This window comes from Amphritea sp. HPY (assembly GCF_050870985.1).
In the GTDB taxonomy this organism is placed as follows: domain Bacteria; phylum Pseudomonadota; class Gammaproteobacteria; order Pseudomonadales; family Balneatricaceae; genus Amphritea.
This window is the reverse complement of the sequence record NZ_CP194015.1, coordinates 4,561,141-4,582,771: the sequence shown is the minus strand read 5'-3', so window position 1 is coordinate 4,582,771 and position 21,631 is coordinate 4,561,141. Positions and strand designations below refer to the sequence as shown.

Sequence of the window (21,631 nt, the reverse complement as noted above, 5' to 3'; positions counted from 1 at the left end):
AACAAGCCAGAAAGCCTCTGATACAAAACGGGATCCGGATTATGCCAAGATTTTGATGCTAATCAACACATGTGGATCACAAGATGATATTATTGCGAATACGATTCATTAACATTTAGATTTGTATGAAAAAAATCATTCTCCTACCACTGATTTTGTCTGCTTTCTCTCTGTCCGGCTGCATATCCGGAGCTACGGAAAAACCAACCAAAATAATGACTAAAGCCGAGCTTGGCCAAAGCCTGTTCTTTGATATCAACCTCTCAGCCAACCGCACTCAAAGTTGTGCAACCTGCCATTCACCCGAACAGGGGTTTGCCGACCCCAGAGATAACGGGGTAAAAGGCGCAGTTTCATTAGGCGATGATGGCCACTCCCTCGGCGACCGTAACGCCCCAACCGCGGCTTACGCTATGTTCAGCCCAGCGTTTCAGCTGACCATCGATGGCAAGTATAAGGGAGGGCAGTTTCATGACGGACGAGAAAACGACCTGTCAGGTCAGGCCGGTGGGCCGCCAACCAATCCGATAGAGATGGGTATGCCGTCAAAACAGCTTACCGCAGAACGATTACAGGAGAATACCACCTACCAGATCGCGTTCCGTGCACTCTATGGCAAAGATATTTTTTCAGACAGCGAAGCAGCTTACGCTGCTATGGCAGATAGCATCGCAGCTTTTGAAAAGACTGAACTGTTTGCTCCATTTGATTCAAAGTATGATCGCTTCCTGCGTGGTGAATACCAGCTCAGCGAGCAGGAAGAGTTAGGACGTACTTTGTTCTTTTCCCAGCAGTTTACTAACTGCAACCAGTGTCATCAGCTAAAATCGCGACCGGGGGCAGAGGCTGAAACCTTCAGCAACTACGAGTACCATAATATTGGCATTCCGGAGAATAGCGCTGCACGGAAAATCAATGGCGTAGCTGAGGGCTACAAAGATATCGGACTACTCAATAACCCGGCGGTTAATGATCCTGCGCAGGCGGGTAAATTTAAAGTGCCAACATTGCGTAATGTAGCGGTAACCGGACCTTATATGCATAACGGCGTATTCCAGGATCTGCGTACCGTCGTACTGTTCTACAATAAGTACAACAGCCGCAATGCGGCACGTCAGATCAATCCTGAATCGGGTACCCAGTGGCAACAGCCGGAAGTGATCGAAAACATCTCTCTCCAGGAGCTGGAGTCCGGACCCGCTCTGAATGACCAGCGCATCGACGCTCTGGTCGCATTTATGCACACCCTGACCGATCAGCGCTATGAGTTAGCGGGACAAAAATAGCCGTTTCAACTAACCTTACTGTTAGCAGCCGGTCAGCATATCCCCGGCTGTTGCAGCACCGAGGTTAGCCTAATGGATAGCTATAAACCGATCAATTGCGAAGTACACGATGACTATGAACTGGCCTGTTTGCGCCGCGCCATTTATCAGGTGATCTGGCGAGACCCGCAGGGCCGTATTCATAAACAGAAACTACGCTTTCTGGATCTTGAAATCAGCAACTCAGAAGAGTTTCTGGTGGCAGAGAACCGTGCCGGAAAACGCTTCAGGATTCGGCTCGACTATATTCAATCGTATTAACTGATTCGGGCCAGTCCGCGCCAACTATTCTGGGCGGCAAATGCGGTAAATACCGGAACAGTTTCCTGGTCGCAGTGATTGCGCCACAAGCAGCCAACAGTCCTGACCAGACCGAAATCCACAATAGGAATACTGACTGTACCCTCTTCGATCACGGTTTCCGCTAGAATTGCTGCAGCCAGATTATTACGTACCATGGTCAGCGCCCATGAATCGTTGTCGGTCCGGCAGGTAATATGTGGCTGCGCCTGTTCCGCCAGAAACACCCGCTTGCCCTCATTCAGTACTTCACAGTTTTTTCGCAATACAAAAGGCAGGCCATGCAGATCAGCCAGTCGCACGCTGGCCCGGTTAGCGAGCGGGTGCTGGCGGGACACCATCAACTGGAAGCGCTCCTGATAAAGCGGCAACGTGGTTTCTGAAGAAACTTCGTCAGCAAATGAAGTCAGCAGCATATCGACTTTATTCTGGCCCAGTTTATTGGCCAATTCATCTTTGCTGCCACTATGCAGATGGATCAGAATTTCTGGGTAGGTGGTATGAAACTCGTGCAGTAACTGATTAATTGGTGGCGTATTCAGTGTATCCAGCACACCGATTCTCAGTTGTTTCTGGTCCTGTTCATTCATCAGCTCACTTTTCGCAGCGCTGCACTCAGCCAGTATGGCAAAAGCCCGGTCCCGAAATCGCAATCCTGCGGGCGTCAGTGTCACCCGTTTATGACTGCGTCGCAGCAGCGAAACGCCCAGCTCCTCTTCGAGAGACTTGACTGCGGCGGACAGCGCCGGCTGAGTGACAAACATCTTCTCCGCCGCTTTGGTAAAACTTCCGCTTTCCTGTACCGCAAGAAAATAGCGAATCTGACGAATTTCCATACTAGTTCCCCCCGGTATTGGTGACACTTCCGCTTTCCTGTACCGCAAGAAAGTAACAAACCTGACGAATTTCCATACTAATTCTCCGCGATAATAGTCACATCCGCTATCCAGCTTTCACGGCATTGCTGTAAGCGCGTTTCCAGCCCTTCACCATTATGATCAACCGCTACTACAGCAGAATACTCAAGCGCGGGCTCTAACGTGTTGATATTTATAACTGCATAGCGTTTACCATCAATCACACTGCAGACCAGAGGCATCACGCCGCAGCAACCACACACCATAAAGTCGGCCAGCTGATGGCCAAATCGGTAATATGAAACCCGTTGCTGTCCTATAGATACCTGCAACCGGCCTGCGGAGTCGGACAGATAACGGTTATTGTGCTTCATACAGAAACTGCACTGGCACTGTCGTGGAACCAGCTTTTGCCAGTCCCGGCGGCTGCTCAGCTGGTAGCTGATATTGCTGCAATGGCAGCCACCACGATATTGATTCTGTTCGCTTTGCATATCATGTCCTCCGCTTTATTACCCAGCTTATGTCAGTAGCAACGCTATGAGAAATCACAATAGCCCATCCAAACTATAAATTATATTTATGCTTTAAATAATTATTAAAGATTTCACTTATTCAACTAATTCCTTCTAAATAGCCTTATAACGATTGAAACAGATAATAAGCGAGAGCATATGGGCAGTGATATTCTGGAACGTTTCCCGGTACAGCTTGAGATCCCCATCGCCTGGGGCGAAATGGATTCCTTTCAGCATGTAAACAATCTGGTCTACCTGCGCTGGTTTGAAAGCGCGCGTATGGCGTACTTTGGTAACTGTAATTATCTGGAAGTGATGCAGGAAACCGGTATTGGTCCAATTCTGAGGGATAGCCGTATCCGCTATCGGATTCCGTTAACCTTTCCCGGTAGTGTAATTTCAGCTACCCGGGTAACCCGGCTGGAACAGGATCGCTTTACCATGGAACACCTGATCTATAGCCCGGAGCATAATGCGGTAGCCGCAGAGGGTGAAGGGGTAATTGTTTGTGTCGATTACAAACAAAACTGCAAAGCTGCAGTACCGCAGCACTATCGCGACCTGATTACTGAGATGGAACCGATAAAACCAGAGATTTTTGATTAAGCAGATAGCTAAACAGTCAGCCTGTGGAACAATGCCTGCTGTTGTTCCATATTTTGCCTGACTGCCACAGATGTTGATTTCTGTGGCAGTCAGGTCTCTTTTTCACTACTAACTAATAGCTGGATCAGAGAATGACCGCAGCGATCCAACCTGCAACCAGTAACGGCAGGTTGTAGTGGATAAATGTTGGCACCACACTGTCCCAGATATGGTTGTGCTGACCATCCACATTCAGACCGGATGTTGGCCCCAGGGTAGAGTCAGAGGCCGGAGAACCGGCATCACCCAACGCTGCAGCTGTACCAACCAGCGCAACGATAGCCAGCGGGGTAAAGCCCAGTTCCATCGCCAGGGGCACATAGATCGAGGCAATAATAGGAATAGTCGAGAACGATGAGCCGATACCCATAGTTATCAACAGACCCACTAACAACATCAGAAATGCAGCCAGCGCTTTATTCTGGCCGATGATCTCAACCGAGCTGCTCACCAGCGTGGCTATCTCGCCGGTTTCGCGCAGAACCTGAGCAAAACCAGCAGCAGCGATCATGATAAAACCGATCATCGCCATCATCTTCATGCCGTCAGTCAGCAGGTCGTCGGATTCATTCCAGCGTACCACTCCGGTTACCGAGAACAGGATAAATCCCAGCAGCGCGCCCATCACCATCGAGTCTGTATACAGTTGAGTAACAAAGGCAACAGCGATAGCCAGCAATGCGAACAGAATACTTCGTGGGCTGTACTGTATTGCCGCATGCTCAGTCGCTGCAACCCGGTCGACATCGTAATTACGCTTACCGCGGTAGCTGATAAAAACGGCAATCAACAGACCGCACAACATACCCAGTGCCGGAAGCCCCATCGCTTCTATTACACTGATGCCGGTAACGTCCAGGCCACTGGCACTGATATTTTTCAGCAGGATCTCATTCAGGAAGATGCCACCGAAGCCTACTGGCAGAAACATGTAAGGCGTCACCAGACCGAAGGTCAGGACACAGGCTACTAAACGGCGATCCAGTTGCATTCTGCTCATCACCAGCAACAATGGCGGAATCAGCAGCGGAATAAACGCAATATGGATCGGCATAATGTTCTGGGATGACATTGCCACCAGCAGAATAACCAGCAACATTGCGTTTCTGACCAGTGTAACCCGTTGCGGATTATGATTATGACCCAGCATGACAACCACCCGATCCGCCAGCGCATGGGGCAAACCCGATTGTGAAATAGCGACCGCAAAACCACCCAGCAGCGCATAACTTAATGCCACGCTGGCACCGCCACCGATACCGGAGTTAAAAGCGGCAATAGTGCCCTCAAGGCCAAGGCCACCGGCCAGACCACCGGCAATTGCCCCTATCAGCAAAGCCATCACAACATGGGTTCGTAGCAGGCTCAGTACCAACATAGTAAGAACCGCAACAATCACAGCATTCATAGTGAGCTGTACACTCCCTGATCAGTAAAAAGAAGGTGCGCACAGTGCAACAGTCCACTATACAAGTCAACAGTTTCCTATAGGAAATAATGACACGAATCAGGCAAATGTTTCAGGCTCTATAAAACCCCTTCACCGGCGCTATTTCGTTAGGCCAATAAGTCATTTCTAATACCTTCAGCCTTATGCTATTTATAGCACGCAGTTCCCCCCAAACCGGACCAGACGAGTGACCAACAATGCATGATCAAGTACAGGAATATTACGGCAAGACCCTGCAGGGCTCTGACGATCTTCAAACTAATGCCTGCTGCACCGATGATGGGATGCCCGAATTCCTGAAACCGGTACTTAGCAACATTCATGATGAAGTGATGGTGCGTTACTACGGCTGTGGCCTGGTCTGCCCGGAAGAGCTTGCAGACATGCGTATATTAGATCTGGGCAGTGGCTCAGGTCGTGATTGCTACGCGCTGGCTCAACTGGTTGGAGAACAGGGCTCGGTGGTCGGTGTGGATATGACTGACGAACAGCTGGAAGTCGCTAACCGCCACATCGATTATCACCGTGAGAAATTTGGCTTCAGCCAGGCCAATACCTCGTTTAAAAAAGGCTATATTGAAAAACTGGACCAACTGGGGCTGGAAAACAACAGCTTCGACATCATCGTATCCAACTGTGTAATCAACCTCTCACCGGATAAAGAAGCAGTACTGAAGCAAGCCTACGACCTGCTGAAACCCGGCGGCGAGATCTACTTCTCCGATGTTTACGCCGAACGCAGAATCCCGGCAGAATTGGTCGATGACCCGGTACTGTATGGCGAGTGCCTTAGCGGCGCCCTGTACTGGAATGATTTCCACAACCTTGCCAAGAAAGCTGGCTTTACCGATCCCCGTCTGGTCAGTGATCGCCCTATCACGATCGATAATCCGAAAATCATCGATCGCATTGGCCATATAAACTTTTTCTCCGCTACCTATCGCCTGTTCAAACTTCCGGATCTGGAAAGCCACTGTGAAGACTACGGCCAGGCGGTTATCTATAAGGGAACGATCGAGCATCACCCTAACGCCTTTACCCTGGACAAGCATCACACCATAGAAAAAGGCAAAATATTCCCGGTATGCGGTAATACCTGGAAGATGCTGCACGATACGCGCTTCAAGGCACACTTTGAATTTATCGGTAACTTCGACAACCACTTCGGTATCTTTGACGGCTGCGGTACCAGCCTGCCGTTTGACCTGACTGAGACTCTGCCAGACAGTGGTGGATGTTGCTGATCAGCTAAGAGTCGGACTGCGTTGTGCAATCACTTCTGCGGTCCGGGTTGCCAACAGAGAGAGTCGATCTGAGCCTAGTTCAGGGTGGGAATTAGCCGCCGATTGCAGCACTATCTCAACTTCGGGCAGCTCAGGTAATCCTCTGCCAGCTGGCACCCGGTAAAGATCGTTTGGTACGCTGCAGGATGCTAACGTACTGACCGCTTCCCCCCGCCTGACCATCTCTGACAATAGAGTGCAATTGCCAGAGATACAGATCACATCAAAATCAACACCCTGCTTAATCAGACCATCCACAGCCGAACTGTTAAATTTACAATCGGGTTCCACCAGGGCCAGAGGTAAAGTATCGCAGCTATCAATAAAGTCAGCCGATGGCGCGATCCATACTCCTCTGTCCTGCAGTAAGAGGTAACCCTCCTCTTTATCCGCTGGCCGGGTCAGAACGGACAGATCCAGTTGCCCCTCATCCATCAGCTGACGCAACTGCCCGGATGATCCGGAACGAACCTGTACCGGCAGCCCGGGAATCAGCTTTCTCACCTGTGCCAGCAGTTCAGGCAGCACTCCGGAAATATAATCATCAGGGCAACCAAGCAGTAACGGACGCAACGTCGCCTCAGACGCCATAACCCCCATCGCTTCATCATGCAATTTCAGAATTCTGCGGGCATAGCCGATCAACTTCTGGCCATCATCGGTCAGCTGCAGCTCACGTTTGTCTTTAACAAATAACGTCTTTTCAAGCTGCTGCTCCAATCGCTTCATCTGCATACTCACCGCAGACTGAGTACGAAATATCTGAGCAGCGGCCCGGGTGAAGCTGCCGGTATCGACAACGGCAACGAAGGTTCTGAGTAGTTCGTGATCAAGCATCAGCGGGATAAATACCTGGTATCAGTTTAATTGGTTTGTGGAACAACGGATTAAACGCCAGACTAAATCAATCCAATCTATCCGTAAACAGGGACATATAACGATGAAATTAGTGATCGGTAATTACAATTATTCCAGTTGGTCATTAAGGGCCTGGCTGTTGATGCAGTATAAAGAACTGGAATTTGAAACCGTTCGAATTGCCCTGTTTGCACCGGACTTTACCGATCAGATAAAACAGTACAATCCCGCCGGCAAGGTTCCGGTGCTGATCGATAATGGCCATACCATCTGGGACTCACTGGCGATTTGCGAATATATTAACGAACAATACCTTGATGGCAGCTGCTGGCCTGAGGATAAACATCTGCGCGCCCATGCCCGTAGCAGCTGCGCAGAGATGCACTCCGGTTTTATGCAGTTGCGCAGTGAAGTACCTATGAACTGCCGTCGGATTATTGATAACTTCAGGGTATCAGGCGGAGTACAGACGGATATCGACCGCATCATTACGCTCTGGACGGAAGCACTCGAACTGAGCAGTTCAGAGCAGTTCCTGTACGGAGAGTTCAGTATCGCCGATGCGTTCTACGCACCTGTGGTGTATCGCTTTAACAGTTACGGTGTTGAACTACCACCACAACTGGAAGCTTATAAACAACGGATACTGAACCTCCCAGCCTGTATGGAATGGCTTAAGTTAGCCAAGCAGGAAACTGAGGTTATTGAAGAGGAAGAAGTTTAAAAAATTGCGAGTAGTCAGAAAAAAACCGCCAATTGGCGGTTTTTGTTTTTCCTAGCAAGTCGAGTAGCGACGTCTAACTAGTCACGCATACGTGACGCTCTGGCCACTAACGACTTATAAACCGTACTGGTCTGCCATATCTTCCAGTGAGATCGCATTGATCTTGCTGGCGTTACCCGCAGCACCAAACGCTTCATAGCGATCAGTTACGATATCGCCCATCGCATCCATAGTTACCTTAAGGAATTTACGTGGATCGAATTCAGAAGGATTTTCAGCCAGGAAGCGACGTACCGCTCCGGTAGACGCCAGACGCAGGTCAGTATCAATGTTGACCTTACGCACGCCGTGCTTGATACCTTCAACGATCTGCTCAACCGGCACACCGTAAGTTTCAGGAATCTCACCGCCGAACTCATTGATCACCGCCAGCCACTCCTGCGGAACAGAAGAGGAGCCGTGCATAACCAGGTGAGTGTTCGGAATACGGTCATGGATCGCTTTAATGCGATCGATCGCCAGAATATCGCCAGTAGGCGGACGGGTGAACTTGTATGCACCGTGGGAAGTACCGCAAGCGATCGCCAGCGCATCAACACCGGTCTTGGCAACAAAATCAGCCGCTTCTTCAGGGTCAGTCAGCATCTGCTCTTGAGACAAAGTACCTTCTGCGCCAACGCCATCTTCTTCACCAGCTTGTCCGGTTTCCAGAGAACCCAGGCAACCCAGCTCGCCTTCAACAGATACACCACAAGCGTGTGCCATCTCAACAGTACGACGGGTTACATCAACGTTATATTCGTAGCTGGACGGAGTCTTACCGTCGGACATCAGGGAACCATCCATCATTACAGATGAGAAGCCCATTGCGATAGAACGCTGGCAGATTGCCGGAGAAGTACCGTGATCCTGGTGCATACATACCGGAATATGCGGGAATTCAGCAATCGCCGCCAGAATCATATGGCGCAGGAAGTTAGACCCTGCGTATTTACGAGCACCGGCAGAAGCCTGAACGATTACCGGAGAATCGGTCTTATTCGCCGCTTCCATGATGGCACGCATCTGTTCCAGGTTGTTAACGTTAAACGCCGGGATACCGTAGCTGTTCTCTGCTGCGTGATCCAGCAGCTGACGCATACTGATAAGAGCCATATGTTCACCTTTAAAAAAATTGAGCCGGTTAGCGGCTTTAAATTCTATCTTAAGTGGCTATTTTCAACAGCCACTTTTTATAATGATTTGCTATTAAGAGCGAGACTCTAACATAGCAACAGCAGGGAGCGCTTTTCCTTCCACAAACTCCAGGAATGCGCCGCCTCCGGTAGAGATGTAAGACACCTGTTCCGCAATGTTGTACTTATCCACAGCAGCCAGCGTATCGCCGCCACCTGCGATAGAGAAACCATTGCTTTCAGCAATCGCCAGAGACAAGGTTTTAGTACCTTCACCGAACTGGTCGAACTCAAAAACGCCAACAGGACCGTTCCAGATAATAGTACCGGCGTCTTTCAGCAACCCGGCCAGGTTAGCAGCAGTCTGCGGACCGATATCCAGAATCATGTCATCTTCAGCAACATCATCAACCGACTTAACGGTTGCAGTAGCCGTTTCAGCAAACTCTGTCGCCACAACAACATCAACCGGCAGTGGAATATTAACCTTCTCCATCAGCGCCTTAGCCGTAGGGATCAGATCGTGCTCGCACAGAGACTTACCAACCGGCTTGCCTGCAGCCGCCAGGAAAGTATTGGCGATACCACCACCGACGATCAGCTGATCGACTTTATCTGACAGAGATTCAAGTACGGTCAGCTTGGTTGATACTTTGGAACCACCAACGATAGCTGCCATAGGTCGGGCCGGGTTATCCAGCGCCTTGGCCAGCGCATCCAGCTCACCCGCCAGCAGAGGACCGGCACAGGCAACAGGAGCAAACTTTGCGACACCGTGGGTAGAAGCCTGGGCGCGGTGAGCAGTACCGAAAGCATCCATCACGTAGATGTCACACAGTCCGGCCATCTGCTGTGACAGTGCTTCGTTGTCTTTCTTCTCGCCAGCATTGAAGCGTACGTTTTCCAGCAGTACCAGATCGCCCTCAGCTACATCAAAGCCACCTTCCAGCCAATCCTTGATCAGCGGAACTTCACGACCCAACAGACCACCCAAGTGAGCGGCTACCGGTGCCAGAGAGCTGGCCTCATCATATTCTCCTTCAGTCGGACGGCCCAGGTGCGACATAATCATCACCTTCGCGCCAGCCTCAAGGGCGAACTTAATCGTTGGCAGTGACGCCCGGATACGGGCATCGCTGGTTACCTGGCCATCCTTAACCGGCACATTGAGGTCTTCACGAATCAGAACACGCTTGCCGTTCAGATCCAGATCAGTCATTTTCAGTACGCTCATGACGCTTCCTACTTCCTTTAAGTTTTAAATCTCAAACGTTCTGCTCAGAACGTATGCAACCACAGTTAAGCAGTCACACAATAATCAATTACATTGCCGACTATTTACATCGTAGCCAGCTATCTGCCACATCCAGCATCCGGTTGGCAAAGCCCCACTCGTTATCAAACCAGCACAACAATTTCAGCATGTTACCGCCGCTGACCCGGGTCTGGGTACCATCGACAATGCCGGAACGGGGATCGCGGTTGAAGTCTACCGAAGCATGCGGTTCTTCGGTATAGCCCAATAGTCCGTTAAGCTGGTTCGCAGCCGCCAGCCGGAGAATCCCGTTTATCTCTCTGGCACTGGTTTTTGTCGCCAGGTCGAGGGAGATATCCAGCACCGAAACGTTGATTGTCGGTACCCGCAAGTGCAGGGATTCAAAACGCCCGGTCAGTTCCGGTAACAGTCGTTCGATACCTTTATTCAGCCCGGTATCAACCGGAATGATCGAATGCATCGCACTGCGGGTCAAACGCAGATCGGTCTGGTGATAACTGTCGATTACTGGCTGGTCATTCATCGCCGAGTGAATTGTGGTAGTTACACCACTGACAATTCCTAACTCCCGGTGCAACAGATCCAGCACTGGTACGATACAGTTGGTGGTACAGGAACCCGCCGCAACCACCTGTTGATTGGCCGCCAGTAACTGCTGGTTATAGCCATACACGATGGTAGCATCGACATCAGGCTCCGCCGGCTGTGAAAACAACAGCCGCTTAGCACCGCTATCCAGATGTAACTGCGCCGTAGCCCGGTCACTGAACGAGCCGGAACATTCCAGAACCAGGTCGATATCCATCTCCGCCCAGGGCAGCTGGCGAGGATCTTCCTTGCTCAACACCCGGATCGAATCGCCATTGATCAGCAGATTCTGGCCATCATGGTCGACCGGCAGCGGGAAGCGGCCATGGGTCGTATCATAACGGGTCAGATAACTGACAGTATCAATATCAGACAGTTCATTCAGTGCAACAACCTGCAACTGATCACGAAAACCACCTTCATAGATAGCTCGCAGTACACACTGTCCGATTCGGCCGTAGCCGTTAATAGCAACGCGATATGCCATTCTTAATCCAAACCTGGCTAAACCAAAAAGGCCAACTGAATCAGCTGGCCTTTTATCAATGCCTGTTATCAGATAACAGACTTAACTTTTTCAACTACGTTCTCAACGGTAAAGCCGAACAGCTTAAACAGTTCACCCGCCGGAGCAGATTCACCGAAGCTGGTCATACCGACGATAGCGCCGTTCAGGCCCACGTACTTGTACCAATAATCAGCTTGCGCTGCTTCAACCGCAACACGGGCCGTCACTGCTGCAGGCAATACCGCTTCACGGTATGCAGCATCCTGCTTATCGAACAGATCGGTACAAGGCATAGATACTACGCGTATCTGCTTACCTTCAGCAGCTAGTGCTTCTGCAGAATCCATCGCCAGGCCAATTTCAGAACCGGTGGCAATAATGATCGCGTCCGGAGTACCTGCAGTATCACGCAGGATGTAACCACCGCGGGCTACGTTCGCCAGCTGCTCATCAGTACGCGCCTGATGTGGCAGGTTCTGACGAGAGAAGATCATCGCAGTCGGGCCGTCGTTACGCTCCAGCGCAGACTTCCATGCCACCGCAGATTCAACCGCATCCGCCGGACGCCAGGTGCTCATATTTGGCGTGTGACGCAGGTTAGCGATCTGCTCAATCGGCTGGTGCGTCGGGCCATCTTCACCCAGACCGATAGAGTCATGGGTATATACGTGGATAGCACGCTGCTTCATCAGAGCCGCCATACGCAGCGCGTTACGGGCATACTCCATAAATACCAGGAAGGTCGCGCCGTAAGGGATGAAACCACCGTGCAGAGCGATACCGTTCATGATCGCAGACATACCGAATTCACGTACGCCGTAGAACATGTAGTTACCGGAAGCATCGTCTTTAGTAACGCCTTTACAACCAGACCACAGGGTCAGGTTGGAACCGGCCAGGTCGGCAGAGCCGCCCATCAGTTCCGGCAGCAACGGACCAAACGCATTCAGTGCATTCTGAGAAGCTTTACGGGAAGCGATAGTTTCGCCTTTTTCCTGCAGCTCTTTAATGAAGGTATCGGCATTGGCAGAGAAATCAGCGGGCAGTTCGCCAGTGTAGCGACGGATCAGCTCGCGTGCTTCAGTTGGGTAAGCTTTGCTGTACTCGGCAAAGCGCTCTTCCCACTCGTTTTCCAGAATGGTACCGGATTCAGCCGCATTCCACTGGCTTGCGATATCTTCAGGGATAACGAAAGCATCGTGCTCCCAACCCAGCTCTTTACGCGCCAGTTTGATCTCTTCTTCACCCAGTGGTGCGCCGTGACAATCTTCTTTACCTTGCTTGTTCGGAGAACCGAAACCGATAACAGTCTTACAGCAGATCAGTGTTGGCTGATCTTCGTTGTCCTGCGCCGCTTCGATAGCTGCTTTAATCTGCTCGGCATCGTGACCGTCAACGTTTGGAATAACCTGCCAGCCGTAAGATTCAAAACGCTTCGGCGTATCATCAGTAAACCAGCCTTCAACTTCACCATCAATTGAGATGCCATTGTCGTCGTAGAATGCGATCAGCTTACCCAGACCCAGAGTACCCGCCAGCGAGCACGCCTCGTGGGAGATACCTTCCATCAGGCAGCCATCGCCCAGGAATGTATAAGTATGATGATCGATAATCTCATGACCGACACGGTTAAACTGCGCCGCCAGAGATTTCTCTGCAACCGCGAAGCCTACTGCATTGGTGATGCCCTGACCCAGAGGGCCGGTGGTCGTTTCAATACCCGGAGCATAACCATATTCAGGATGACCTGCGGTTTTGGAGTGCAGCTGACGGAAGTTTTTGATGTCATCGATAGACAGATCATAACCGCTGAGATGCAGCAGGCTGTAGATCAGCATGGAACCGTGGCCGTTAGACAGTACGAAACGGTCACGATCAAGCCAATGTGGATTCGCCGGATTGTGCTTCAGGAAATCATTCCAGAGTACTTCAGCGATATCTGCCATACCCATAGGTGCGCCAGGGTGACCGGATTTAGCCTTCTGAACAGCATCCATACTGAGGGCACGGATAGCATTGGCAAGTTCTCTACGCGAGGACATTCATTAACTCCAGGGGTGAAACCCAAGTTGTGGTCGTTAAAAACGATATTTAGAAACATCACTAAAAATTTAGGCCGCTATTTTCTCGCAACCGGGTACCAGCTTCAAACCTATTTCGCAGGAAATTGACCAAAATGAACGGTTTTCATCTAAAAAAGTAAAAAAATCATCTAAAAAGCTAATCTTCATCATGCAATCGAGGCATAACCGGATTAAAATACGCTCCAATTTAAGATCCGGGGCCCTCAAATCTGAATCCCCTCTTCTTCAAACCCTCTATTTTTAGGATGATGACGCGAAATGAGCGAATACAGCCTGTTTACTTCGGAATCAGTTTCCGAAGGCCATCCAGATAAGATTGCCGATCAGATCTCTGACGCGGTACTTGATGCGATTATTGCAGAAGACAAACACGCCCGTGTTGCCTGTGAAACTCTGGTTAAAACTGGTGTTGCCGTAGTATCCGGCGAAATCACAACCTCTGCATGGGTTGATCTGGAAGCTCTGGTTCGTGGCGTTATCTGCGATATCGGCTATACCTCATCAGAAGTTGGCTACGATGGCGAAACCTGTGGTGTGATCAACATCATCGGTAAGCAATCTCCGGATATCAACCAGGGTGTTGACCGTGCCAAGCCTGAAGACCAGGGTGCCGGTGACCAGGGCCTGATGTTCGGCTACGCCAGCAACGAAACTGATGTACTGATGCCAGCACCGATCTGCTATGCCCACCGTCTGGTTGAGCGTCAGGCAGAAGCACGCAAATCAGGCCTGTTGCCATGGTTGCGTCCGGATGCCAAGAGCCAGGTAACTTTCCGCTATGAAAACGGTCAGCCGGTTGGCATCGATGCTGTTGTACTGTCGACCCAGCACAACCCTGAAGTATCGATGGCCGATCTGCAGGAAGCAGTAATGGAGCTGATCATCAAGCATACTCTGCCAGCAGAATGGATCGATGCCAGCACTAAGTTCCACATCAACCCGACCGGTAAATTTGTTATTGGCGGTCCGGTAGGCGATTGTGGTCTGACCGGTCGCAAGATCATCGTTGATACATACGGCGGCATGGCCCGTCACGGCGGCGGCGCGTTCTCCGGTAAAGACCCATCGAAAGTAGACCGTTCTGCAGCATACGCAGGCCGCTATGTAGCGAAGAACGTGGTTGCCGCAGGTCTGGCTGCCAAATGCGAGATTCAGATCTCTTATGCGATCGGCGTTGCTGAGCCAACTTCGATGTCAATCAATACCTTTGGTACCGGTAAAATAGCCGACGCTAAGATCATCGAACTGATCCGCAACCACTTCGACCTGCGCCCACATGCGATCACCCGCATGCTGGACCTGCTGCACCCGATGTACCGTCAGACTGCAGCATACGGTCACTTTGGTCATAACCCATTTGAGATGACGGTGGGTAACGATACCTTTACCGCATACAGCTGGGAAAAGACCGACAAAGCCGACGAACTGCGCGACGCTGCAGGCTTGTAATATCTGATCGAGCGGTAAAAAACCGCCATTGGAAACAAAAAAGGCAGAGTTAATACTCTGCCTTTTTTTTATCTGAGCCAAACGTTATTCACTCACAATCAAGCGGTAGTCAGGGGTAGGATTAAGCGGACAGGAATAGATATAACTGCCCGGTTTCAGTTCGATCAGATAATCCTGGGTCTTACCTGTAGTCAAACCACCTCCTGAAATACTGGGCAAAGTTGCGTAGCCTAACACCCCATGGCCACGCAGCCAGAAACCCAGTTCATAGGGCACGTCCTCGTTTGTCACCCTGAACAGATGTTTTCCGGGGCGAAGCTGTAGCACTTTGGCCTGCTGCAAGCGCTGTTCTGATGTTGCTCTATTGATCGTAAGACAGTCCTCCGCGCTGAATGACTTATAACCACGATCGAGACCATTTTCACTTTCAATGAACTGGCAGGCCTGCTGTGTCAGAACAACCACCCTGGGATCCGCTGCAACCACCTGGCCACTATTCAGAACCAGCAACAGGAGACCGGCCACAACATATCTGCTTTCAATAACCATAATTCACCACCTCGCCAAAGGAAGGCGTTAGATGTAAATACTAAAGACCTTGTTCACAGCTTCCCTTGTACTCAGACAACGGGGAAGCGCTATTTATTCATAAGGCAATGCCAAACGCTGCTCAAACAAGGTAAACCGGGATTCTGCAGCTGCCTGTAAAGCACTCTGTAACATATCCGTGGCGGGACCCGGCGGTGCATGCTGCAGCCTGCTGGTAAAGAACTGCTGATAAAAGGTATCCGGCTCCACCCAGATCCGGAACACCAGCATCTTCGCCATTGGGTGACGTGGCAGCTGATAATCGAGGCGGGCGGTCTGATCCGGCGCCAAACGGGTATCGAAAATCTCGGCAGACAGATCCAGCGCCACCCGCCGGGCAACCACGAAGTAGCTGTCGGTCCCCGGCAACAGCTCTCCCGCTGCCGACTGTTGATACCCCTGCATCACCACCTGTGGTGTTACATAGGTGGGAAAGCGGTGACCGATACCGGTATTGGTCATTGCCATCTGCCCACGAAGCTCAGTGCCGGCCTGGGTAATATCGGTTACCTCAATACTGACTCCGCTACGTACCATTTCAGGATCATGAATGCCACGCCACTGGTGCCGGCGACCCGGCATGTGGCACTGCTGACAACTAACACCGGCATCGGCATACCGACTTTGTCGCCACTCCTCATAGGTGTTTTCCAGCAGCTTCCCGTTCAGCGCAAAGCCACTTTCGTCAAACTGATGACAGGCGGCGCAGAAACGACTGTCCTGAAATGCATTAGTCACAACCCAGCCATCATGAGGTAACTTTTGATCGATTGCCGGAACTGAACCATCCTTACGGGCAGGACCAAAGCGCTTATGCCGCCTGACATGACATGCGGCACAGACCAGTCCCTGTCGATGCAGGCCACTGCCATCACCGGTTTTCAACTCATCAACCAGACTGTCAGCCTGCTCTGCCAATGGTGCGTGGCAGCTCAAACAGGCCTGCTGTTCACTACGTGCATGGGGCGCCATAGTCACCAGCTGGCCCATTAATCCCGGCCCCATAGCCTTACTGTGCATGCTGCTACTCCAGTCAGCTAACTGTTCCGCATGACAGGTTCCGCAGGCTTCCGGGCTCAGTGATGCCTCAACATCTGAATAGCCCTCCGGCCTATCCCCCTGGGGTAACAAAGGTCGTTGCCAGTGTTGTTGCAGAAAATCAGCCACCTGGTTTTCTGCCAGGACTGGACTCGCCCACAAGCAACCCGCCAGGGTGGATATCAAAAGATACCCCAGCCCCCAGCCTGATGACTTTCTCAGGCCAGTTTCAGCCAACACTTGCCAGCCTCGCGGTTCCAAACCAGACAACGGCTATTTACTGTATCGTTTCTTTGCGGCACATGGGTTAGCTCCGCAAGGATTCATTGCGCCACATGGATTTGCAGCGCAAGGGTTCTTAGCAGCACACGGATTACCTGCACATGGGTTTCTCGCGGCGCAAGGATTCATTGCACTCAACCGGAATGATTTTTGAATGATCGCAGTATAAGCCGTCAGAGCAGCCAGTTCTTTTGAGCCCCAGAGCATCGGATGAGTTGCCATCGGCACTACCAGGCAGAGCTGGACCATCTCATCCATAGCGATAGTTTTAAGCCCGGCCCTGCTGCTGGCCATTGCCACACGATGGGGGTATGGCTGCTTAAAGCTGGCCATAAAGGCACCGTTATTCTGATGGCAGGTGTCGCAGCTTAAGCCATTACTGCTGACACTGGTATCGCTCCACAGTTTTTCACCCAATACTCTTAGCTCCGCCATATTGCCATACCACACCGCCGCACTGGGTGGCCGGGTAATCAATTTGGGATTAACAGCCGCGGCTGCCGAACATGGATTTCCAGCACAAGGGTTTGCAGCGCAAGGATTCTTCGCAGCACACGGATTACCTGCACATGGGTTTCTCGCGGCACAGGGGTTAGCTCCGCAAGGATTCTTCCCGGCGCAAGGGTTTGCAGCGCAGGGATTAGCTCCGCAAGGATTCTTCCCGGCGCAAGGGTTTGCAGCACAGGGATTAGCTCCGCAGGGGTTCTTCCCGGCACAAGGGTTTACAGCACAGGGATTAGCCACGCATGGGTTTTTCCCGGCACAGGGGTTTGCAGCGCATGGGTTAGCAGCGCAAGGATTCGCGGCAGCCAGCGTATTAGCTATATCAACAGTCCCTATATACCGATACTCATGTTCTGGTCCGGCAATCACGTTCTGGCTCAACAGTAAAAATGTAACGAAGCTACACAGAGCGATGCAACATCGTTTTATTATTATGTCCATTTTGGTCTACCTTCTCGTTATTATTCTGGATGAACCAGTTAAGTTCCCTGCAACCAGCATCAGAAGGTTTTAAATCTCTTATTTCCGAATAAAACAGTTTCACCGGTCACAACAACGGATAATGACAAGCACCGGTTTAGATTGAGACGCATAACACAGGAGAACGTTACACTTACAATCACTGTTTAATACTGTCTTTCGTATTAGAACAACTTCATGAATAACGCCAATAAGGGGCCAGACATACTTAGGAAACGAGAAGGACATTTCCTGCGGGAATGGAAACTGGATTATTCGTTAAGATAGCGGCTGATTAATGCCCTGGCTGCCGCAGAGTTCCAGTCTGCCGGACCGATCAGATAACCGATGCCTTGCCCGCTACGATCAAACAACAGTGTCATCGGCAACAGTTTCTGTCCTACCGCCTCACCAAACAGCATATTGATATCCCGGTAAGCGGTTAAACCGGAATATCCGCGTACATCGAGGAAACGCCGTACCTTTTCGCCTTCGGGCAGATCCTGATTAAGGGCAAGCACAGTCACCCCCTGTTCACCCATAGTCTGCTGCAGCGCTTCCAGCTCCGGCATCTCCTGCAAACATGCGGCACACCAGGTCGCCCAAAGGTTCACCACTAACACTTGTCCTTTAAAGTCCGACAACCTGTGTAGCTGATTAACAGAATCAAAAAAAGGTATCGACGGTGCCGGTACGAACGAGAAAACGAATGGTTGAACATGTCCGGTAAAAACGGGGCTTGAAGGTGCTGTTCCTGCTAGCGTCAATTTAACAGGTAAGACAAGTATCATTATCAGAGCGATAGCAGTATAAATAGATATTCGCTGGTGATTCATATAATCCTCCGCAGCTTATTCCTTCTATGATCAATCCTCAGAAGCTAGTCGCTGTCTTCTGCCTGACGTAGCTTTTTAACAATTACATTATCCAGTCTGGCCATCAGATCTGCCGGCACGGTATCCTCTGGCGCACGGTGTAACAACAACACAACCTTGCGTAAGTTACCGACAAACGTCCGGCACCGGTGACACATCATCAGATGGACGCGAAACTCAAGTTGCTGTACCAGGGTCATATCCTGGTCAATAAAGTCACTGCCTCGCTCGACTATATCCCGACATTTCAGCATTGCCCGGTCTCCTCAAAGTGCTCCACCATCAGATAAACCCGCTGCCTTGCCCGATGCAGCATAACCCTGAAATTGGACGCGCTAAGATCCAGAATGTTACAGATCTGGTCCGCTTCCAGCTGTGAAATATCACGCAACTGCAATACCGTTCTCAGGTTTTCCGGCAAACTGGAAATATGCTGATTCAGGCAATTCTGTAGCTCATCGCATTGCAAAAGCTGCTCAGGTGATACCGTATCCCAGACCGCAGGCATCTGCTTCCAACGGCCCTCACCACTGAAACGCGACCTGAAGTCAGATTCAATATCCTGCTGGTCCAGACTCAACTCGCGCCAGCTGCGTCGCAAGCGGGAGCGTGCCCGGTTAGCGGTAATCGTGTTCAACCAGGTTTGCAGTGAGCAACGCTGCTCAAAACTGCCAATTGCATCGACCACCGTTACCCAGGCATCCTGCACCACATCTTCCGCGGTCGCGCTATCGACCAACCGTAGCGCTGTTGCCAGCATCCCCGCTGAATACTTGCGTACGGCAAACTGGTATCCCTGTTCGTCTCGATTCAACAACGCCCGCAGCAGCTCACTTTCACGATTCAACAATTTCATACCAACGGCATATATCCGAGTGATGGTGGTATGATTTAGCCTAGGAGTAGCAAAGGCTTAACGCCAACTGCCGGAGTAAATCACGCAGCAAAAAATACACTGATACAGTAATCCCCATGGCATAATAGGGCGCTGTATAATCCAACCGCATCGATTTCAGAATAGTAAGTATTATGAGAACCCCACGTTTCTACGAGCCGCAAACACTCACGACTGGCACAACTGTTACTTTGGGCGATAGCAACACCCAACATGTCGCCCGGGCATTAAGAATGCGTCCCGGCGAGCAGATTATTTTGTTTAACGGTGACGGTAACGAATCCCTGGCGACGTTAACTAATATCGCCAAGCGCAGCGTTGAGGCCGAGATCAACGAAATTTCCCAGCCCCGAAGAATATCGCCACTACGGATTCAGATCGGCCAGTCACTATCCCGCGGTGAGCGGATGGATTATGCGATTCAGAAAGCCACCGAGCTGGGCATGAGCGGCATGACACCGCTGTTCTCAGAACGCTGCGAGGTCAAACTCAACAGTGACCGACAGGAGAAACGGCAACGCCACTGGCAACAGATCGCCATCAGCGCCTGTGAACAAAGCCTGCGTTGTGATGTCCCAGAGATAGCGGCTCCGGAACAGCTGAAGAACTGGATCGGCAGCGTTGAAGCCGATCTGAAGCTGGTGCTGCACCACCATACAGAACAGCCGCTGGGTGAGTTTCAGCTGCCTGAATCGGTTGCCTTACTGGTCGGCCCGGAAGGAGGCCTGACTGAAGATGAAGTCAGTCTGGCACTGAAACAGGGGTTTAAGCCGGTCGCTTTCGGCCCTCGGGTGTTTCGTACCGAAACGGCCCCCATTGCGGCATTATCGGTTCTGCAATATATATGGGGTGACCTGGGTTAATTCCGGGCATCCAAACCGGTACTGGTGGTCACCGCCCGGCACAGGTAAACTCACATTCAATCAACATGTTAGTTAAGGTTTCTAGATGACAGTTAAAGTCGGTATTGTGATGGACCCGATTGAGGACATCAGCTTCAAAAAAGACAGTTCTCTGGCAATGCTCTGGGCCGCTCAGCGCAAAGGCTGGGAGCTGTGGTATATGGAGCAGAAAGATCTCTATCTGCGCGATGGCAAGGTTCTGGCCAAAATGGCACCACTGACTGTCGATATGAACCCGGATGACTTTTATCAACGGGGCGAATACCAGACCCTGGAGTTGTCGACGCTGGACGTCGTCCTGATGCGTAAAGATCCGCCTTTCGATAACGAGTTCATCTATACCACCCATCTGCTGGAGCTGGCAGCTGCCGAAGGCAATACCCTGGTCGTTAACCGACCGCAGTCCCTGCGCGACTATAACGAAAAGATATTCGCGACCCATTTCCCACAGTGCTGTCCACCGGTCCTGGTAACCCGGAGGGATGATCTGCTACGGGATTTCCACGCCGAATACAAAGACGTGATATTCAAACCGCTGGACGGTATGGGCGGCACCTCGGTCTTTCGTATTCAGGAGGAGGGGGTGAACCTGGGTGTGATCATCGAAACCCTGACCAAATTTGGCACCGAAACCATCATGGCGCAGAAGTATCTGCCAGAGATAGTCGATGGCGATAAGCGCATTCTGCTGGTTGACGGTGAGGCCGTGCCTTATGGCCTGTCCCGAATCCCTACCGGGGGTGAAACCCGGGGCAATCTGGCCGCCGGCGGCCGGGGTGAAGGCCGGCCATTAACCGAGCGGGAAAAATGGATCGCAGCGCAAGTAGGCCCAACTCTGAAAGCTCAGGGCATCCTGTTCGCGGGTCTCGATGTAATCGGCGATTACCTGACCGAAGTAAACGTTACCAGTCCGACCTGTATCAGGGAGCTGGATGACCAGTTTGGTCTGGATATAGCGATGGATCTGATGAATGCGATTGAACGTAAGCTCAACGCATAATTGCCAGTACGGATAGAGCAATGGCATATATACAACAGGGAACGGTAT

23 protein-coding genes are annotated in these 21,631 nt (G+C 51.1%); 9 read left to right on the top strand and 14 right to left on the bottom strand.

Annotated features, from left to right (window positions below; translation table 11 throughout):
• The first annotated feature begins 125 nt into the window (after positions 1-125).
• Both ACQUQM_RS20385 and ACQUQM_RS20380 read left to right on the top strand, forming a co-directional pair.
• Entirely contained in the window at positions 126-1,286 is a 1,161-nt protein-coding gene (locus tag ACQUQM_RS20385) for a cytochrome-c peroxidase (protein WP_432471704.1), read from the top strand.
• 72 nt (positions 1,287-1,358) lie between these two features.
• Positions 1,359-1,586 (top strand): Rho-binding antiterminator, encoded by a 228-nt coding sequence (locus ACQUQM_RS20380; protein ID WP_432471703.1) that lies wholly within the window; start codon positions 1,359-1,361, stop codon positions 1,584-1,586.
• On the opposite strand, the gene ACQUQM_RS20375 is transcribed toward ACQUQM_RS20380, so the two are convergent.
• Both ACQUQM_RS20375 and ACQUQM_RS20370 read right to left on the bottom strand, forming a co-directional pair.
• Complete coding sequence (locus tag ACQUQM_RS20375) at positions 1,583-2,461, bottom strand: LysR family transcriptional regulator (RefSeq protein ID WP_432471702.1); 879 nt, start codon at positions 2,459-2,461, stop codon at positions 1,583-1,585. The two genes, ACQUQM_RS20380 and ACQUQM_RS20375, sit on opposite strands and share 4 nt — an antisense overlap.
• Before the next feature lie 77 nt (positions 2,462-2,538).
• Complete coding sequence (locus ACQUQM_RS20370; RefSeq protein WP_432471701.1) at positions 2,539-2,976, bottom strand: hypothetical protein; 438 nt, start codon at positions 2,974-2,976, stop codon at positions 2,539-2,541.
• Between the two features lie 180 nt (positions 2,977-3,156).
• Here ACQUQM_RS20370 and ACQUQM_RS20365 point away from each other — a divergent pair, with 180 nt between their 5' ends.
• Positions 3,157-3,606 (top strand): acyl-CoA thioesterase, encoded by a 450-nt coding sequence (locus tag ACQUQM_RS20365; protein WP_432471700.1) that lies wholly within the window; start codon positions 3,157-3,159, stop codon positions 3,604-3,606.
• A gap of 124 nt (positions 3,607-3,730) precedes the next feature.
• Here the strand turns inward: ACQUQM_RS20365 and ACQUQM_RS20360 are convergent, their stop codons facing one another.
• The gene (locus tag ACQUQM_RS20360; RefSeq protein WP_432471699.1) at positions 3,731-5,053 is read right to left on the bottom strand and encodes a Na+/H+ antiporter family protein; all 1,323 of its coding nucleotides are present in this window, start codon (positions 5,051-5,053) and stop codon (positions 3,731-3,733) included.
• Between the two features lie 239 nt (positions 5,054-5,292).
• Between ACQUQM_RS20360 and ACQUQM_RS20355 the strand changes: the two genes are divergently transcribed.
• On the top strand, positions 5,293-6,339 hold the full coding sequence (locus ACQUQM_RS20355; protein WP_432471698.1) for a methyltransferase domain-containing protein: 1,047 nt from the start codon (positions 5,293-5,295) through the stop codon (positions 6,337-6,339).
• On the opposite strand, the gene ACQUQM_RS20350 is transcribed toward ACQUQM_RS20355, so the two are convergent.
• Positions 6,340-7,215 carry a LysR family transcriptional regulator gene (locus ACQUQM_RS20350; RefSeq protein WP_432471697.1) on the bottom strand — a complete coding sequence of 292 codons (876 nt, stop codon included), beginning with the start codon at positions 7,213-7,215 and terminating at the stop codon, positions 6,340-6,342.
• Between the two features lie 103 nt (positions 7,216-7,318).
• Between ACQUQM_RS20350 and ACQUQM_RS20345 the strand changes: the two genes are divergently transcribed.
• A complete protein-coding gene (locus ACQUQM_RS20345; RefSeq protein ID WP_432471696.1) occupies positions 7,319-7,960 on the top strand; it encodes a glutathione S-transferase family protein in 642 nt (213 codons plus the stop codon).
• Positions 7,961-8,074: 114 nt separating this feature from the next.
• Here the strand turns inward: ACQUQM_RS20345 and fba are convergent, their stop codons facing one another.
• The 4 genes from fba to tkt form a co-directional block, all read right to left on the bottom strand.
• The gene (fba, locus tag ACQUQM_RS20340; protein WP_432471695.1) at positions 8,075-9,115 is read right to left on the bottom strand and encodes a class II fructose-bisphosphate aldolase; all 1,041 of its coding nucleotides are present in this window, start codon (positions 9,113-9,115) and stop codon (positions 8,075-8,077) included.
• 93 nt (positions 9,116-9,208) lie between these two features.
• On the bottom strand, positions 9,209-10,369 hold the full coding sequence (locus ACQUQM_RS20335) for a phosphoglycerate kinase (RefSeq protein ID WP_432471694.1): 1,161 nt from the start codon (positions 10,367-10,369) through the stop codon (positions 9,209-9,211).
• A 100-nt stretch (positions 10,370-10,469) separates the two neighbouring features.
• Positions 10,470-11,486, bottom strand: coding sequence for a type I glyceraldehyde-3-phosphate dehydrogenase (locus ACQUQM_RS20330; RefSeq protein ID WP_432471693.1), 1,017 nt, complete (start codon positions 11,484-11,486; stop codon positions 10,470-10,472).
• A gap of 68 nt (positions 11,487-11,554) precedes the next feature.
• Positions 11,555-13,549, bottom strand: a complete 1,995-nt coding sequence (gene tkt, locus ACQUQM_RS20325) for a transketolase (protein ID WP_432471692.1) — start codon at positions 13,547-13,549, stop codon at positions 11,555-11,557.
• 300 nt (positions 13,550-13,849) lie between these two features.
• Here tkt and metK point away from each other — a divergent pair, with 300 nt between their 5' ends.
• Complete coding sequence (gene metK, locus ACQUQM_RS20320) at positions 13,850-15,040, top strand: methionine adenosyltransferase (RefSeq protein ID WP_432471691.1); 1,191 nt, start codon at positions 13,850-13,852, stop codon at positions 15,038-15,040.
• 84 nt (positions 15,041-15,124) lie between these two features.
• Here metK and ACQUQM_RS20315 read toward each other — a convergent pair whose 3' ends face one another.
• From ACQUQM_RS20315 to ACQUQM_RS20305, 3 genes are all read right to left on the bottom strand, one after another.
• A complete protein-coding gene (locus tag ACQUQM_RS20315) occupies positions 15,125-15,589 on the bottom strand; it encodes a hypothetical protein (protein WP_432471690.1) in 465 nt (154 codons plus the stop codon).
• Between the two features lie 93 nt (positions 15,590-15,682).
• The gene (locus ACQUQM_RS20310) at positions 15,683-16,906 is read right to left on the bottom strand and encodes an ammonia-forming cytochrome c nitrite reductase subunit c552 (protein WP_432471689.1); all 1,224 of its coding nucleotides are present in this window, start codon (positions 16,904-16,906) and stop codon (positions 15,683-15,685) included.
• 33 nt (positions 16,907-16,939) lie between these two features.
• Positions 16,940-17,383, bottom strand: a complete 444-nt coding sequence (locus ACQUQM_RS20305; protein WP_432471688.1) for a hypothetical protein — start codon at positions 17,381-17,383, stop codon at positions 16,940-16,942.
• Between the two features lie 43 nt (positions 17,384-17,426).
• On the opposite strand from ACQUQM_RS20305, the gene ACQUQM_RS20300 reads away from it, so the two are divergent.
• Positions 17,427-17,966 carry a hypothetical protein gene (locus tag ACQUQM_RS20300; protein WP_432471687.1) on the top strand — a complete coding sequence of 180 codons (540 nt, stop codon included), beginning with the start codon at positions 17,427-17,429 and terminating at the stop codon, positions 17,964-17,966.
• A 217-nt stretch (positions 17,967-18,183) separates the two neighbouring features.
• Here the strand turns inward: ACQUQM_RS20300 and ACQUQM_RS20295 are convergent, their stop codons facing one another.
• From ACQUQM_RS20295 to ACQUQM_RS20285, 3 genes are all read right to left on the bottom strand, one after another.
• A complete protein-coding gene (locus ACQUQM_RS20295) occupies positions 18,184-18,702 on the bottom strand; it encodes a TlpA family protein disulfide reductase (protein ID WP_432474857.1) in 519 nt (172 codons plus the stop codon).
• 89 nt (positions 18,703-18,791) lie between these two features.
• Positions 18,792-19,040, bottom strand: coding sequence for an anti-sigma factor family protein (locus ACQUQM_RS20290; RefSeq protein WP_432471686.1), 249 nt, complete (start codon positions 19,038-19,040; stop codon positions 18,792-18,794).
• Positions 19,034-19,642 carry an RNA polymerase sigma factor gene (locus ACQUQM_RS20285; RefSeq protein ID WP_432471685.1) on the bottom strand — a complete coding sequence of 203 codons (609 nt, stop codon included), beginning with the start codon at positions 19,640-19,642 and terminating at the stop codon, positions 19,034-19,036. Before ACQUQM_RS20285 ends, ACQUQM_RS20290 begins: the two co-directional genes overlap by 7 nt.
• A 173-nt stretch (positions 19,643-19,815) precedes the next feature.
• Here ACQUQM_RS20285 and ACQUQM_RS20280 point away from each other — a divergent pair, with 173 nt between their 5' ends.
• Positions 19,816-20,544 carry a 16S rRNA (uracil(1498)-N(3))-methyltransferase gene (locus ACQUQM_RS20280; protein ID WP_432471684.1) on the top strand — a complete coding sequence of 243 codons (729 nt, stop codon included), beginning with the start codon at positions 19,816-19,818 and terminating at the stop codon, positions 20,542-20,544.
• A gap of 85 nt (positions 20,545-20,629) precedes the next feature.
• Entirely contained in the window at positions 20,630-21,583 is a 954-nt protein-coding gene (gene gshB, locus ACQUQM_RS20275) for a glutathione synthase (protein ID WP_432471683.1), read from the top strand.
• Positions 21,584-21,631: the final 48 nt, after the last annotated feature.